The organism is Wolbachia endosymbiont of Brugia pahangi (assembly GCF_012030695.1).
GTDB lineage: Bacteria > Pseudomonadota > Alphaproteobacteria > Rickettsiales > Anaplasmataceae > Wolbachia.
The window spans coordinates 269,833-284,415 of record NZ_CP050521.1; the positions used below are offsets into that span (position 1 = coordinate 269,833).

The 14,583-nt window shown below is 35.7% G+C and carries 12 protein-coding genes; 7 read left to right on the forward strand and 5 right to left on the reverse strand.

Annotated features, from left to right (window positions below; translation table 11 throughout):
- Positions 1-18 precede the first annotated feature (18 nt).
- Both WBP_RS05520 and WBP_RS01330 read left to right on the forward strand, forming a co-directional pair.
- On the forward strand, positions 19-387 hold the full coding sequence (locus tag WBP_RS05520; protein ID WP_225416090.1) for a hypothetical protein: 369 nt from the start codon (positions 19-21) through the stop codon (positions 385-387).
- Positions 336-1,367 (forward strand): COX15/CtaA family protein, encoded by a 1,032-nt coding sequence (locus WBP_RS01330; RefSeq protein ID WP_167895834.1) that lies wholly within the window; start codon positions 336-338, stop codon positions 1,365-1,367. The genes WBP_RS05520 and WBP_RS01330 overlap by 52 nt, the downstream gene beginning before the upstream one ends.
- On the opposite strand, the gene WBP_RS01335 is transcribed toward WBP_RS01330, so the two are convergent.
- Both WBP_RS01335 and WBP_RS01340 read right to left on the reverse strand, forming a co-directional pair.
- On the reverse strand, positions 1,350-3,329 hold the full coding sequence (locus tag WBP_RS01335) for an ATP-binding protein (RefSeq protein WP_167895835.1): 1,980 nt from the start codon (positions 3,327-3,329) through the stop codon (positions 1,350-1,352). The genes WBP_RS01330 and WBP_RS01335 overlap by 18 nt on opposite strands.
- Before the next feature lie 47 nt (positions 3,330-3,376).
- The gene (locus tag WBP_RS01340; RefSeq protein WP_167895836.1) at positions 3,377-4,114 is read right to left on the reverse strand and encodes a hypothetical protein; all 738 of its coding nucleotides are present in this window, start codon (positions 4,112-4,114) and stop codon (positions 3,377-3,379) included.
- Between the two features lie 159 nt (positions 4,115-4,273).
- Between WBP_RS01340 and gltX the strand changes: the two genes are divergently transcribed.
- Entirely contained in the window at positions 4,274-5,635 is a 1,362-nt protein-coding gene (gene gltX, locus WBP_RS01345; protein WP_167895837.1) for a glutamate--tRNA ligase, read from the forward strand.
- A 332-nt stretch (positions 5,636-5,967) separates the two neighbouring features.
- On the opposite strand, the gene WBP_RS01350 is transcribed toward gltX, so the two are convergent.
- On the reverse strand, positions 5,968-7,197 hold the full coding sequence (locus tag WBP_RS01350; protein ID WP_246166053.1) for a class I SAM-dependent methyltransferase: 1,230 nt from the start codon (positions 7,195-7,197) through the stop codon (positions 5,968-5,970).
- Between the two features lie 82 nt (positions 7,198-7,279).
- On the opposite strand from WBP_RS01350, the gene WBP_RS01355 reads away from it, so the two are divergent.
- Together WBP_RS01355 and WBP_RS01360 are read left to right on the forward strand one after the other, a co-directional pair.
- Positions 7,280-7,663 (forward strand): hypothetical protein, encoded by a 384-nt coding sequence (locus WBP_RS01355; protein WP_011256649.1) that lies wholly within the window; start codon positions 7,280-7,282, stop codon positions 7,661-7,663.
- Positions 7,664-7,936, forward strand: coding sequence for a DUF2610 domain-containing protein (locus tag WBP_RS01360; protein WP_011256648.1), 273 nt, complete (start codon positions 7,664-7,666; stop codon positions 7,934-7,936).
- Positions 7,937-7,956: 20 nt separating this feature from the next.
- Here WBP_RS01360 and dapD read toward each other — a convergent pair whose 3' ends face one another.
- Complete coding sequence (gene dapD / locus WBP_RS01365) at positions 7,957-8,787, reverse strand: 2,3,4,5-tetrahydropyridine-2,6-dicarboxylate N-succinyltransferase (RefSeq protein WP_167895838.1); 831 nt, start codon at positions 8,785-8,787, stop codon at positions 7,957-7,959.
- Positions 8,788-9,009: 222 nt separating this feature from the next.
- Here dapD and WBP_RS05525 point away from each other — a divergent pair, with 222 nt between their 5' ends.
- Together WBP_RS05525 and sdhA are read left to right on the forward strand one after the other, a co-directional pair.
- On the forward strand, positions 9,010-9,177 hold the full coding sequence (locus WBP_RS05525; protein WP_246166054.1) for a hypothetical protein: 168 nt from the start codon (positions 9,010-9,012) through the stop codon (positions 9,175-9,177).
- A 260-nt stretch (positions 9,178-9,437) separates the two neighbouring features.
- Positions 9,438-11,243 carry a succinate dehydrogenase flavoprotein subunit gene (sdhA, locus tag WBP_RS01375; RefSeq protein WP_167895839.1) on the forward strand — a complete coding sequence of 602 codons (1,806 nt, stop codon included), beginning with the start codon at positions 9,438-9,440 and terminating at the stop codon, positions 11,241-11,243.
- On the opposite strand, the gene WBP_RS01380 is transcribed toward sdhA, so the two are convergent.
- Positions 11,215-14,541 (reverse strand): ankyrin repeat domain-containing protein, encoded by a 3,327-nt coding sequence (locus WBP_RS01380; RefSeq protein ID WP_167895840.1) that lies wholly within the window; start codon positions 14,539-14,541, stop codon positions 11,215-11,217. The genes sdhA and WBP_RS01380 overlap by 29 nt on opposite strands.
- Positions 14,542-14,583 lie beyond the last annotated feature (42 nt).

Sequence of the window (14,583 nt, forward strand, 5' to 3'; positions counted from 1 at the left end):
ATTATTCATTAAAAAAATATGAAGTCACTTTATAAACATACTGGACTCAAAGGAATTTTACTATTGAATCTTTTTGTTGGCTCTACAGCTTTTATGTTTTTCACTACTCCTTTTTTATTGCTTTTATTGATATTAACTCAAATTTTAAATAAATTATTTTTGTACTACTTTGCAGTGGTATACATTACTAATCTGATTCTTTCGACAATAGCGATCAAGCAGCAAAAGATGCCTTTTCACTTTTATGTAGCATTGGTATTTTCTCCTGTCTATAACCTGCTGCATAGTGTTGCATCTTTTCTCGCCCTGTGGGAATTTATTACTTGCCCTCAGCAATGGAACAAAATTCAGCATGGTTTATGGAACAAAAACAATCAAAATCCGTAGCTATTTGGCTATTTCTCTGCTCTATCATGATAGTCCTCATGGTGGGGATTGGTGGATTTACCAGACTCTCAAAAGCAGGGCTATCTATTACAGAGTGGAACCCAATTACTGGAGCGTTTCCACCACTTAACGAACGAGACTGGCTACAAGAAAAATCAAAATATGAGACTACACCTGAATATAAAACATTTAACTATGGTATGAGCATGGAGGAGTTTCGTACTCTATACTTGATAGAGTATGTACATAGATTGTTTGCAAGGCTAACGGGATTGATTTTCATTCTGCCATTTATATATTTTACACTAAAAAAAAGAATATCTAAAAAGGTAGTAATAAGGTTATCTATAGCACTATCATTTGGAGTCTTGCAAGCTTTTACTGGTTGGTATATGGTTAAAAGCGGTTTGGTAGCTAAGCCACATGTGAGCCACTATATGCTCACACTTCATTTGCTATTAGCATTGGTTATTTTTGCATTATTATCATATCAATTTTTTAATTATCAAGTTAGGCAAAAGCAAACTAAACTTAAGATTAGTGGTAGCACTGTACACTACGTAGGAATAATTCTGATCCTGATTGTAGTACAGATAATTTTTGGGGCATTTGTTGCAGGATTAAATGCTGGTTTAATTTACAATACCTTTCCACTAATGGGTGGACACATTATCCCGAAAGATTTATTTTTCTTACAGCCTACATGGCTAAATATCTTTGAAAACAGAGCAACAGTACAATTTATACACCGAACACTAGCATTGCTAATCTTGGTCCTGACAACAGTACTCACAATAAAAAATGCCAGTGTAAAATCTGTGTATGCTATGCTACTCTCCGTCATCATCCAGATAATTTTAGGAGTGGTCACTTTGTTGTTGCATATACCAATAACTATTGCTATATCTCACCAAATGTTCTCGTTTATCTTATTTGGATCAGGTTTATGTTTCCTATGCTATTTAAGAAAGCAGAACTAACACTACATCACCAATCTGTACATTTTTTCCTTCTTGAACGAGAACGTTTTTTATTACCATTTCTGCTTCAGCACATATGATATTTTCCATTTTCATTGCTTCCACAACAAATAAAGGTTGTCCTGTTTCTACCTGATCTCCTACGTTTACGTGTAATTTAACTAATAAACCGGATATTGGAGATTTTACAGCATCTACTGAGGCTTTTTCTGTTTCGTTATTTAACATTAACTTACTTAATTCAGCTACATGAGGTTTAAATATATAGCACTCAGCTTGCATTCCGGCATGCCTTATGAAGTATTTGCTGCCTTGTTTTTCTACTTTAAATGTTATATTAGTATCATCATTAATTGTAATACATAGCAACCTATAACTTGATTTCCACTTACCACTTACAGAATACGTGTTATGATTGTATATTGTCGTTAAAATATTATCTTGGTACTTTGCATTTACAAGATGTTCGTTGTCATTTATTCTAGCTACGAACACTTCATCGATCGGCTTATCGTAATATTTTTCTTTATTTTCTAAGTGAACATATAACCCAGCGAAAATAAATATTTTAATATATTCTTCTGTAACAAAATCACCATGAAACCCACTGGGGTAGTGGTCTAGAGTGAATCTTGTATGGAGCTTTGCTGCAACAAAATTTGGATGGTGGAAAATGGATTCTAGAAATTCTATATTATTTGTTACCCCTCCTATATAGCATTCAGACAATGCTTTTTGCATTCTGCTGATTGCTTCTATTCTATCTTTTCCATATGTTATTACTTTTGCAATCATCGAGTCATAAAACATGCTAATTTCTGAACCTGCAGCAACTCCGTCATCTACTCTCACATGATCATTTTCATTTGGTTTATCGTAGTATTTTATTCTTCCGCTAGAAGGGAAAAACCTTTTCGATGGGTCTTCAGCACAAGTTCTACTTTCTATTGCGGAACCAGTAAGTCTAATATCATCTTGACCGAACCTTAATTTTTCTCCGCAGGAAGTTCGTATCATTTCTTCTACTATATCTATTCCAGTTACAAATTCTGTTACTGGATGCTCAACTTGCAATCTCGTGTTTACCTCAAGAAAATAGAAGTTTTGGTTTTTATCCGCAACAAACTCAATAGTACCTGCTGAAAAATAGCCAGCTTGCTTTGCCAGGGAAACACATTGGGCATACATCTCTTGTCTTACTTTCTCGCTGATGAATGGACTTGGCGTTTCTTCTATTATTTTCTGATTATTCCTTTGTACTGAGCACTCCCTCTCTCCAAGACACACTACATTGCCATATTTATCTGCTATGATTTGTATTTCGATGTGCCTTGGTAACTCTATATATTTCTCTATAAAGATACTACCATCCTTAAAACTCTTCTCCGCTTCATTTTTTGCTGATGTGAATGCTAGTTCAATTTCCTTTTTGGAATTTACAATTCGCATACCTTTACCACCACCACCCGAAGCTGCCTTTAACATAACGGGAAAACCAATCTCTTCCGCAACTTGAGCTGCATGGGCAGCATCGTTAATCTTGCCCATATATCCTGGTACTATATTGACCCCAGCCTTTCTTGCGGCTTTTTTTGCTGTTATTTTGTTAGCTGTAACTTCTATTGTTTCTGCACTTGGCCCAATGAAATCTATATTGTATTTTTGTAGAGCATATGGAAAATCTGGATTTTCTGCTAAAAAACCGTAACCTGGATGCACAGCTTGTACACCTGTTTCAACTGCTACTTCACATATTTTTTCAATATTTAAGTAACTAAGGCAAGAAGGCGAAGGACCGATATACTTTGACTCATCTGCTTGCCTTACATGCACAGAATTTATATCTGCATCTGAGTACACGCATACACAAGATATACCCATTCTACGAGCAGTTTTGATAATCCTGCAGGCGATTTCCCCTCTGTTTGCTATTAAAATCTTATTGTACTTCTTTTCTGTCATCGTATAAGTATAATTTTATGTCATTGCCTACAAGTAATTTTCTTTCTTCATATATAAGTACCAGGTGCTACTATTTTTGCAGCACACTTAGCACTAATATCCTCCATTAGGGTGCTTACGTCATTCGAGTTGTATATCTCGCTAAATGCTTTAAAAGACAGACATGCAACTCCACCAGAAGCTATTGTTGCTACTGAAGCTAGTGCAAGCTCTTGAGAGCACAGACACAGAAAATATAAAGATGAACATAAGGTAGCAATACACGCTATAGTTCCTACTATATATAGGCACAGGTGAAATTTCTTATTACATAAGAAGCTCTCTTTTATGCCTGCAATTTTTCTTATGTCGTCTTTATCTTCCTTACTAACCATATCAAGGGGAGTCCTTTTTGTGGAGTCAGTTAACGCACATTTGCTACTTAACGCATTTCTGACGTAATTTTTGAACTTTTCTAGCTTTTCTGGATCATACTGCAATTTAGCTTTTTCTGAATTCAAGTGCTCAAATATTCCTTCTATTACTTTCAGTAGTATCTGCATTCTTGCTGCTATATGAAATGGATTTATGTTGCCTTCGCTGTACCCTAATAAACGGACATCACTTTTAATACTTTTCTTGAAAATAGATAAAAAAACTTCAACATTTCTTGTCCTTGCAGCTAAATGCAAGAGATTGTCTCCATTCGCTATTAATTTTGCTTTATCGGACGGACCTGCATAACACCAGTCAAGTGCACATGTATTGGTTGAAAGCAGACCTTTTATATATTCAAGTTCACCCATAACATACCTGGCTATATTTAACCGATATTGAACTATACACCACAATTTGTAAAAATAAATGCAAATTAATCTTTCAGGATAAATAATTTATAGTAATTCTAAATTGTTATAGACATGGATTTTAGCTATCATCGTTTACCATTGCTATAATAAACAAATATGCCAAACATAGTTACCAGATTTGCTCCATCACCAACAGGGTTTTTGCACATTGGTGGGGCTCGTACTGCCTTATTTAATTGGCTCTATGCAAAGCACCATGGTGGCAGATTTTTGCTCAGGATTGAGGACACTGACAGAAAACGTTCAACACAGGAAGCAATTGATGCGATAATAAATGGGCTAAAATGGCTTGGTGTGAGCTATGATGGAGAAATAGTATATCAATCGAAAAGAATAGAACGGCATATCGAAGTTGCAAATCTTCTTGTTGAGAAAGGTAAGGCATATTGCTGTTGTTGCCCTGAAGATAAAGTTGCAGAAAAGAAGGCAAAAGCGAGAGAGGAAAGGAAAATATATAAGCACAAATGTACTAGTGTAATACCAGACGCAAAGCCAGTTGTCCGTTTTAGCGTACCAGATTCACAGGAGATCATTGTCGATGATAAAATATACGGTCACATTAAAGTGAATAGTGACCAACTTGATGATATGGTGATCTTACGCTCTGACAATACTCCAACATATATTTTTGCGGTGGTAGTTGACGATCACGATGCAGGAATAACTGATATAATACGTGGTTCTGACCACCTCACTAATACCTTCAAGCAAGTGCTGATATACCAGGCTCTTGATTTTGATATTCCACGTTTTGCGCATGTACCGCTGATTCACGGGAGAGATGGGAATAAGCTGTCCAAAAGGCACGGTGCAACAAGTGTTTGCGACTACGAAAAAATGGGGATATTGCCAAAAGCGATGCGTAATTACTTGCTGAGGCTTGGGTGGAGTCACGGCAATGACGAGATTATTAGCAATGAGCAAGCAGTAAAGTGGTTTAATTTAGAAAGCATTGGTCGTTCGCCTGCACGGCTTAATTTTAAAAAATTGGAACATTTGAATAACCATTATATTAATAATATGAGCAATGAAGATATTCTGACCCTGATGCTTGGAGAAAGCACTCTAACTGACAAGAAAAAGAACTATTTATTACAGGGGTTAACGGAACTAAAAAAAAGAGCAAATTATCTGACCGAGTTGCTGGATTTAGCGCAGTTTTATATAAAAGACCCACCTTTTGGTTTGAGCGAAGAAGCTGAGCAAGTTGTCAAATCTAACCTTGATATAATCAAGTTACTTGCGTCATTTCTCTCGAATATCGGAGATAAAAACTGGAATAAGGGCTTTTTGTCTTCTCAGGTCAAGGAGTTTTCAAAGTTGCACAGTGCTAAAATAAGCGATATTTACCGTTCATTACGAGCCCCTATAACTGGGGTGATGGATGCACCAGGAATCATTGATATTATGATAATTCTTGGTAAAGATGAATGTATAAGGAGGTTACAGGCAGTTTAAATGAAATAAAAGAAATTACTTAACAAACCTTGCCAACCCACCATAGCACTGATGGTATTAAGTTATCTTCAGTCTGTGCAGATTAAATGATGGAGTGTCACATAGTTAGTGTCTTATGTTTAATTTTTTGCACTATGTGCATTGTATGTCTTTAAAAGTTTTTACCTATATAAGCTGAGACGTGATTACAAAGCGTTTAAGACAATATAAGCCGCCGATTTGCAGGATTAGAGAGTAAACTCTATCATGGGGTTTCTTTTACCTTTTTTTCTGTCTAGTAAATTTCTTAAATATTTGTAGCTAAAGCAGTTTAGTGTAAAGGCAACACAATACTATGAATGATGAATCAGTATTGCTTTAAAAAGAGTACCCATGTTTTCAGTCAACCTTAGAAATTCGCTAAAGATCCTATTCTTTTGTTCATCACTTGCATTTTCCATTAAAGCCTGTGTTCTTTCTTTTATACCAAAAAGATATAAAAATTCTCTTTGAGTTGAAATCTCACAGTCTACGTATCTTAGTGAGTCTCTTAACGCTTGAAAATTTACAAGCGCGGTAATATCACTATTACCGACATTTTCAAGAAAATTAGCATACTTATGTTGTCTTACCGATTGCAAAGTGCTCTTGTGAGAAGGATATACATAGCCGTAATCTATAATCAAAGCGGCTCCTCCGTTATTCATTATCTTATCCTCAAGCTTTTTTAATACTTCGATCCCAGCTGAACATACTTCCACTACTGCACCATCAAAACCCTCTGTCATCCCATTGCTTGACACTGGAATCCAGTTTTTTTGTAATTTCATCGAAAATGTTGAATAGTGTGCTTGTTTACGATCAATTTTTCTGGATCCAAGTGTCAAGCAATGGGATAAAAAGGAAGGAGCACTAGGATGACAAGAAAGGGACAGTGAGGTGACAACATTCTTTTTTCTGGATTTCAACGCCAGTTTACTTGGATCTTTTTTCTGGATTCTAGTATTAAGCAATGGGGTGACAAGAAAGGGGCACTGGGATGATGCCCCATCATTCTGCTTTGTCACCCTATTTTCGTGCCACTTCCCATTGCGATATACAAACTGGTCTATTGGAAGAGCATCGAAGAATTCATTTGCTAGAAAAATGGTTGGTTGTTCTGGTAAACTATCGATATTTTCGTGCCAACTGATTCCTAAACCCTTTAACTTTTCTTTTTGTATTTTTTGCAAAGTAGGACTTATCTCAACCAGGTGAATGGCCATTGAACTAAAAAAGCTACCGTACTTTTTAGTGACTCTTATTATATCATGAATGAGTGTTCCTCTACCTGGCCCAAGTTCGACTAGAGAAAATTTTGGTGGCTTTCCCAATTTTTTCCATGTGTGCATTACCCAAACTGCAATTATTTCACCAAACAATTGACTAATTTCAGGTGCTGTGATAAAATCGCCACCATTGCCAAGCGGTAATTTATTCATGTAATAGCCATATTCTTTATGGTATAGAGCAGCATTCATGAAATCACTGATGGATATTGATCCTTGGCTTTTATCAATTAATTCGTATATATAAGTGAGCATATTATTAATAAATGTTTAATTATAGTGTGCCATAATATAAAATAGTGGAGTATTTATATATATAGTATAAACTTAAAAGCTTATGAATAATAGTGCTTCAGTTATGGACGAACAAAACGTTACCCTTATGTTTCAAGATGATAGTATTGAACATAAGCTTGAAGAAGCTGTCAATTTTGTAGAAAACAAGGTTATAAGTTCTGACGGGCTAACTTTAGCAGAAGTATTTCAAGCGCTAGTTCAAATGCTAAATAATGATCTAGAGTTGGTAAAAAAAGTGCTAGCGCACGCTAATATTATGGCAAAGCATGGAATGAAGCTAGCAAAAGAGTCACAATTGAGCAAAGCTGATGTTTGCCGAGCTTTAGAAGGCAAAGAAAGTATCCTTCACAGACAAGACTTTATAAAGAAACTGTCTTCTCTACCTTCTGTAAAATCGATCAAAAAGAAAGGCAGAGGTCTTTAGATGGCTGATTCTATAAAAAAATTTACTGTGCAGTGTGATTTCAAAGGACAAAGCTCACCTTTTGCAATATACATAGGGGATCCAAAAAGTGATACTCATCCAATACATCATCAAGATCTATGGCTTGTAAAAGAACGTGGAGGGAATATCCCTAATAAAGTCAAAGAAAGCCTGCAGAAGTTATATAAGCTATCTCAAGAAAATGGAATTCCCTTTTCAGAGTTATGCGCTTATGCCATTACTGTAGTTAATAATAATGATAGAAAAAAGTGACGATAAGAAATGAGATAGCCTTAATCTCTCAATATTTCATTTATAGAAGTCTTCTGTCTTGTCTTTTCATCCACTTTTTTTACTATAATTGCACAATAGATTGAAATGTTATTTGCAGATAAAGTAGATCCTGGTACCACCACAGAATAAGGTGGCACTTCGCCGTAAAACACCTTATTGGTTTCTCTATCAATGATCTTTGTTGACGCTCCGATGAAAACTCCCATGCCTAAAACAGACCCTTCTCTTATTATAACGCCTTCAGCTACTTCGCTGCGTGCGCCAATGAAGCAATTATCCTCTATAATAACTGGAGAGGCCTGAATAGGTTCTAAAACTCCACCGATTCCTACTCCTCCGGAAACATGGCAATTTTTTCCTATTTGTGCGCAGCTACCAATTGTTGACCAGGTATCTATCATTGTACCAGAACTAATATATGCACCAACGTTAATAAAACTTGGCATAAGAACAACGTTTGTGCCTACGTAAGCAGATTGGCGAACAAAGCATCCGGGAACTGCTCTAATTTTTGACTGGTGAAATTCTTCTTCATTCCATCCGTCAAACTTATTATTGACTTTATCAAACCACCAACCGGTATGATCTGTCATTTTGCTCTCTTCAGTAAGAAAATATAACGATATTGCCTGCTTTATCCATGTATGTACTATCCACTTCCCATCTGATAGCCTTTCTGCTACTCTAATTTTGCCACTATCTAAGAGCTTAATTACCTTTTTAATTATTACTCTTGCTGCTCTTTTCACGCTACGATTGCTAAGTTTGCTTCTATTTTTCCAAATATCTTCTACGTCACTCTGTATTTTTTCTAGTTGCAAGTCTTCCATTTATTACTTATTAACAATAAGTTTATAATTTTGTATAACTTGAGCTTGTTACTGCTTCACGTGTAAGGGCTGTGAAAATACAATGTAATAATAATTGCACTAAAACCTACTTAGTACTTCCCGGATAAGTAGTTGAATCTGGGAGGAAAGTAAAATATATAAACTATAATCACGCATGGCATGAATATTGACAAGAACCTGACAAGCATACACACTGCTAGTATGCAAGAAAAAAGAATTGGTGGAAGGAATTTTTTACAAAATTTAGTGTTTACTACATTAGCCTTTGCTGTAGTAACAGGATTATGTGTCGCAATAGCTAGTTCCAAAGAGATGAATAGGGTATACAAAACAATAAGCTGTAAGCTGGATACAAAAAAAGCAAACTGATAGCCCAAGTATGAAAAGGCTTGCTGCAAGTAAATTTTATCAAGGCTACTTCTTTCTATCTAATTTAAGATCTAGCTAAACAGACGTCAATTACTGGTGTCATCTAAATAGATGATACTGAGATCCAGTTTCCGTAACGCAATTCTGTCCATAAATTTTTTGCTCCTTTTTATTTAGCGAGGTTCATTACAGTTAGAAAACTTATATAGATTTTTTCTACCTCTGTGATATCATAAGCCTGTAGTTATGGATAAGCACATATGAATAAATCAGCGTATGAAATCGTAGAACATGAATATGATGTAGTGGTGGTAGGTGCAGGTGGGGCAGGGCTCAGGGCAACACTTGGAATGGCTGCTACTAACTTCTCGGTTGCTTGCATTTCTAAAATTTTTCCTACACGCAGTCATACAGTTGCAGCACAAGGTGGAATTAGTGCGGCTCTAGGTAATATTGCTGAAGATGATTGGCGCTGGCATGCGTATGACACAATAAAAGGCTCAGACTGGCTTGGTGATCAAGACGCAATAGAATATATGTGTAAGAACGCTGCTAAAGCTGTTATTGAACTTGAAAATTTCGGTGTACCTTTTTCTCGTACAGGGAATGGTAAAATATACCAGCGTCCCTTTGGTGGAATGACAACTCATTTTGGCAAAGGAAAATCAGCCCAGCGTACTTGTGCAGCAGCAGACAAAACTGGGCATGCGATCCTTCACACTCTATATCAGCAGTGTCTTAAATTTAACACTGAATTTTTTGTCGAATATTTTGTAATCGATTTAATCATAGATAACGAAACCGGGGCGTGCTGTGGAGTTCTCGCTTGGTCGCTATGCGAGGGTACATTACATAAATTTCGTGCACATTCGGTGGTATTAGCAACAGGTGGATATGGACGTGTTTATTTCTCTGCAACAAGCGCACACACCTGCACAGGTGATGGTAATGGAATGGTGGTAAGAGCTGGATTACCACTTGAAGATATGGAGTTTGTGCAATTTCATCCAACAGGAATATATGGTTCAGGGTGCTTAATGACAGAAGGATGTCGTGGTGAAGGCGGGTACCTTGTTAATTCTCAGGGCGAAAGGTTTATGGAGCGTTATGCGCCAAAGGTAAAAGATTTAGCTTCTCGTGATGTAGTAAGTCGTGCAATAACAATTGAAATTAGAGAGGGAAGAGGTGTAGGACCGAAAAAAGACCACATATATTTAACTATAGCGCATCTTGATCCAGAAATAATAAAACTGAGACTTCCAGGAATTAGTGAAACTGCAAGGACCTTTGCAGGGGTTGATGTTACTAAAGATCCAATACCTGTTATTCCAACTGTGCATTACAATATGGGCGGTATTCCAACTAATTATCATGGAGAAGTGGTTACACTGAAGGAAAGTAAAGAAGAAGTGGTAGAAGGATTATTTGCAATCGGAGAAGCAGCGTGTATATCTGTACATGGTGCAAATCGGCTTGGTTCTAACTCACTTCTTGATCTTGTAGTTTTTGGTAGAGCTGCAGCACTCAGAGCAAAAAAGAAACTAAAGCCTAATATGCCACACAAAAAATTACACTCAGCTTGTATAGATTGGATAGTAGATAGATTCAATAAAATGCGGTTTGCTTCCGGAGGGCTCAGAGTATCAAAAATACGCAGCGAGATGCAGCACACTATGCAAAAATATGCATCAGTGTTCCGTGTTGCTGAGGTTTTAGAAGAAGGTAAAAGAGCTATAAAAGGAGTAGCAAAAATGATGCCTGATATTGCAATTGAAGACCGCAGCATGGTATGGAACAGCGACTTAGTTGAAGCGTTGGAGCTTGCTAACATGATTCCACAAGCGGTTATTACTATGGAGTGTGCAGCCAATCGCGAGGAAAGCAGAGGTGCTCATGCTCGTGAAGATTTTCCTGAACGTGATGACAAGAACTGGATGAAGCACACTATAGCGTGGCTCGAGGAAAAGGAAGGGCAAATCAATGTGAGAATTGATTACAAGAAAGTTGCTGAAGACACTCTGAGTGATGAGATTGATTTCATCGCGCCAGAGAAGAGGGTTTATTGATTTGCTCGTTGAATCCTAACAATCTCTTAATAACTTGAAATATTGATACACCATATATTTTAGAACTAGGAAGGCTTTCAGTGTCTTTTGATTGGTCTGATGACTCTTGTATTTCTTCCTTCTCTGAATTTTTGTGTTTATTTTCTACGTTCTGTTGAACAGTGCTTTTGAGAGCTTTGCCTTGCTCTGCAGATAGGTGATCATCTTTACTTTTAAGCACACCCTGTTTATCAGTGGTAAATTCTTTCGTAGACTTCTTAATACCATTAAACCCTAAAGTGAATATTAGGCAGACCATTCCAGTAATAGCTATAATAGGTAATGCTGCTCCGATTACAATTTGCCCTTGGAAGCAAGAAAGTGTTACCATTATAATAATGGTAGTTACTACTGTAATTGCTAACAATATACTAGCTCTCCTGCCAGAATCAACGCACTTCCATACAGCTTTGGAAGTATGTCCTATTTTTTTCATAGTGGTTTTTAATCGGTCTGCAGTAGCTCTACTTTGAGAATTAAACCATTTAGAAATGGTGCATACACCATATTTTGCTTCAAGCTTTTCTTTTAATTCTTTAGCTTTATCCCGTGCTTTTTGTGGTATTGTTTTATCATTCTTTGCATTTCTTAGAACCAGATAGTACTTCTTAGTATGAAATTTCTCATCTTCTAACCATAAAGAATGAGGGTTAGCACCTTCTTTTAATAATATTGCACAAAATTTTGTTGTGTTGCCACCACCGGACTTTCCGGAAACAATTTTTTTATGTTGAGAAAGGTGTTCAAATTTTTCTTTCATTGCTCTCCCCTTTAATGCTTCTTGTATAAGCGTACCTTTATCATCGGTGTCTGTCTCAGCCTCACTTAATTCACTTTTGCCTGATATTAGATCCAAACATGTAACTTTTTGCTTGCCTTTCGATGACATAATATAGTGCAGAGCATTATTTCCTTCTTTGTCCTGAATAGTAATATCAGCACCATTTTGTAGGAATAGCTCTAGTATTTTATACCTGTTAGTTTTTTCAAATTTCTTATCTGTAAGCGACTGGCTTTCACTTTTTTTTTCTATATACTGAAGCAATTGATGAAGAGGTGTTCGCCCTTCTTTGTTAGGAGTATTTACAGCATTACTAAATCCATCTTTATCTGAAATTAACTTCAAACATACAACTTTTTGTTTGCCTTTAAATGACACAATATAGTGCAAAGCATTGTTTCCTTCACCATCTCTTTTGCTAATATCAGCACCATTTTGTAGGAATAGTGCTAGAGTTTGATATCTATTAGTAGCATTAAATTCTTTTTTAACTACATTTTGTATTTTGTTTCCCAGCGAAGATTTTTTACTCTTTTCTTGTATGTGCTGAAGTACTTGATGAAGTGGCGTTTGTTTTGCTGTATTTTCAGTGTCTACAGCTTTTTTAAACTGTGCTTTAAGTTGCTCTTTTCCTTTCTCCTCGCTTATATTTAATACTATATTTAAAAATTCAAGCTTTTGTTCTTTCTTTGATTCTATAACTATTAGATGTAAAGCATTGTTGTTACTTGCACCTTTAATGCTAATATCCGCCCCTTTTTGCAATAGTTCCTTAAAAAGTTTCTCATCTTTATTTTTAATTGCTGAATGTAATAGATAATTGTCATTACCATCTGGAGTATTTATAATACGCGCTATAATTTCTTTAATTTTTGTTTTTATCTCTAGTTCTAACTCAGGTTTCTTTACTGACTCTGCTAATTTTTCTAGGAAATTAAGATAATATACCTTTTGCTTTTCATTTAAATTTTGTAGCACTTCTTGAGATAATTCTAACTGATCTGGTTTAACCTCATGCTCTAATAATGTAACAAAAAACTTAAGTGTGTTATCATTATCTTGGATTGTGTGGGGTCCATATTTCCCTTTTGTTATTTTGTCAATGAATGCCACCTGAAGCGGAGTTCTTTCATCCTGATTTTCACTATCAACAAGTTGTGCTAGATATTTCTTGGAAATTGCTTCTATTAGGGCATTTAAAGATCTGCGTTTTTGTTTTTTCTTTAGCAGTGCAGCAAGGTGTAAAATATTATTTACGTTTGCATCTTTTAGGCTAATATCTGCCCCTTTTCGCAATAGTTTTTTTAAAAAATTTTTATCATAATTGTCAATTATTGAATGTAATAGATGATTACCATTAGCATCTGGAGTATTTATAATACGCGCTGTAATGTCTTCAATTTTATTTTCTATATTGATTCTCTGCTCTAATGTAGATCGCCCTACTGACTCTGCTAATTTTTCTAAGAGTTTAAAATGATACTTCCTGTACTTTTTATCTAAGTTTTGTAATTCCTCTTTAGATAACTGCAAATTATTGACGTTAGCTCCTAGCTTAAACAAGCTTATAGCAGACTCTATCGTATGATCATCATATTGCGTAAATGGCTTTTTTAGAAATTTTCCAATTTTTCCGAGTACTCTTTCAGAGCTATGCTCTCCCTTAGTTATTTTTTTAGATGACAATTTTTGTAAGGGTGTTTGTCCTTCTTTAAGGTTTATAGTTTTACTAAGTTTATCTTGAGATATTTTTTCTTTTTTCACTAAACCTAATATTAGATTTAAACATGCAACTCTTTGCTTTCCTTGCTGTAAAGCAACTACGTAGTGTAGAGTGTTGTTATCGTCACCATCTTTTGTGCTAATGTCTGCGCCTTTTTGTACAAGTTTCTTAATTTTTTTCTTATTGTCTCGTTTTGCTGTTTCCAATAAACGATCATTAATGTTCTCATCTGTAAATATATTAAGAATTTTTTCCCTATTCTTAGGCTCTTTGTCATTAGTTTGACGTTTATGATTGCTATCACTTCCAATTCCATTATCTTCGCTGTTCCTATGGCCATTTTGGTTGTGGGTAATACTATTAAAATAATATTTGCTATTATAAGTAATTTCAGAAATTACTTGTCCTATTCCCTCTTTTTTTATAGGGTCTAATTCTTTCGGTATTTTTCTATTCAATATCGGAAGGAAACACTGGACATAATACCTATAATATTTTTCTTGTTTTCTAAGTGATTCTTCCAATGTAGTTAATACTTCAGGGCTAGCGCCTTCTTTGAATAACCTTGTACACTTCTTGATGATTCCATCTCGAACTCTTGGTTTTTTACGCTTATGCTCTTCTTTTTTTACCTTTCTCTCTATAGCACCATGCAATTGCTCGTCCTTTCTATCCTGCTCTCGCTTTTCATTTTTATCTGTGCATTCACCTAATTTATCTGTATTAGTAGTTAGTGTAGTTATATCTATACCCATACTAAAATCCCACTATTAAGCTATGTATCTTCTTGGCTGTCA

Excerpts from the sequence above, each read along its gene's own strand:
- WBP_RS01340 (WP_167895836.1), bottom strand. The coding sequence starts at position 4,114 with ATGGGTGAACTTGAATATATAAAAGGTCTGCTTTCAACCAATACATGT.
- WBP_RS01380 (WP_167895840.1), bottom strand. The coding sequence starts at position 14,541 with ATGGGTATAGATATAACTACACTAACTACTAATACAGATAAATTAGGT.
- WBP_RS01355 (WP_011256649.1), top strand. The coding sequence starts at position 7,280 with ATGAATAATAGTGCTTCAGTTATGGACGAACAAAACGTTACCCTTATG.
- WBP_RS01360 (WP_011256648.1), top strand. The coding sequence starts at position 7,664 with ATGGCTGATTCTATAAAAAAATTTACTGTGCAGTGTGATTTCAAAGGA.
- WBP_RS01350 (WP_246166053.1), bottom strand. The coding sequence starts at position 7,197 with ATGCTCACTTATATATACGAATTAATTGATAAAAGCCAAGGATCAATA.
- sdhA (WP_167895839.1), top strand. The coding sequence starts at position 9,438 with ATGAATAAATCAGCGTATGAAATCGTAGAACATGAATATGATGTAGTG.
- WBP_RS05520 (WP_225416090.1), top strand. The coding sequence starts at position 19 with ATGAAGTCACTTTATAAACATACTGGACTCAAAGGAATTTTACTATTG.
- WBP_RS05525 (WP_246166054.1), top strand. The coding sequence starts at position 9,010 with ATGCAAGAAAAAAGAATTGGTGGAAGGAATTTTTTACAAAATTTAGTG.
- gltX (WP_167895837.1), top strand. The coding sequence starts at position 4,274 with ATGCCAAACATAGTTACCAGATTTGCTCCATCACCAACAGGGTTTTTG.
- WBP_RS01335 (WP_167895835.1), bottom strand. The coding sequence starts at position 3,329 with ATGACAGAAAAGAAGTACAATAAGATTTTAATAGCAAACAGAGGGGAA.
- WBP_RS01330 (WP_167895834.1), top strand. The coding sequence starts at position 336 with ATGGAACAAAATTCAGCATGGTTTATGGAACAAAAACAATCAAAATCC.
- dapD (WP_167895838.1), bottom strand. The coding sequence starts at position 8,787 with ATGGAAGACTTGCAACTAGAAAAAATACAGAGTGACGTAGAAGATATT.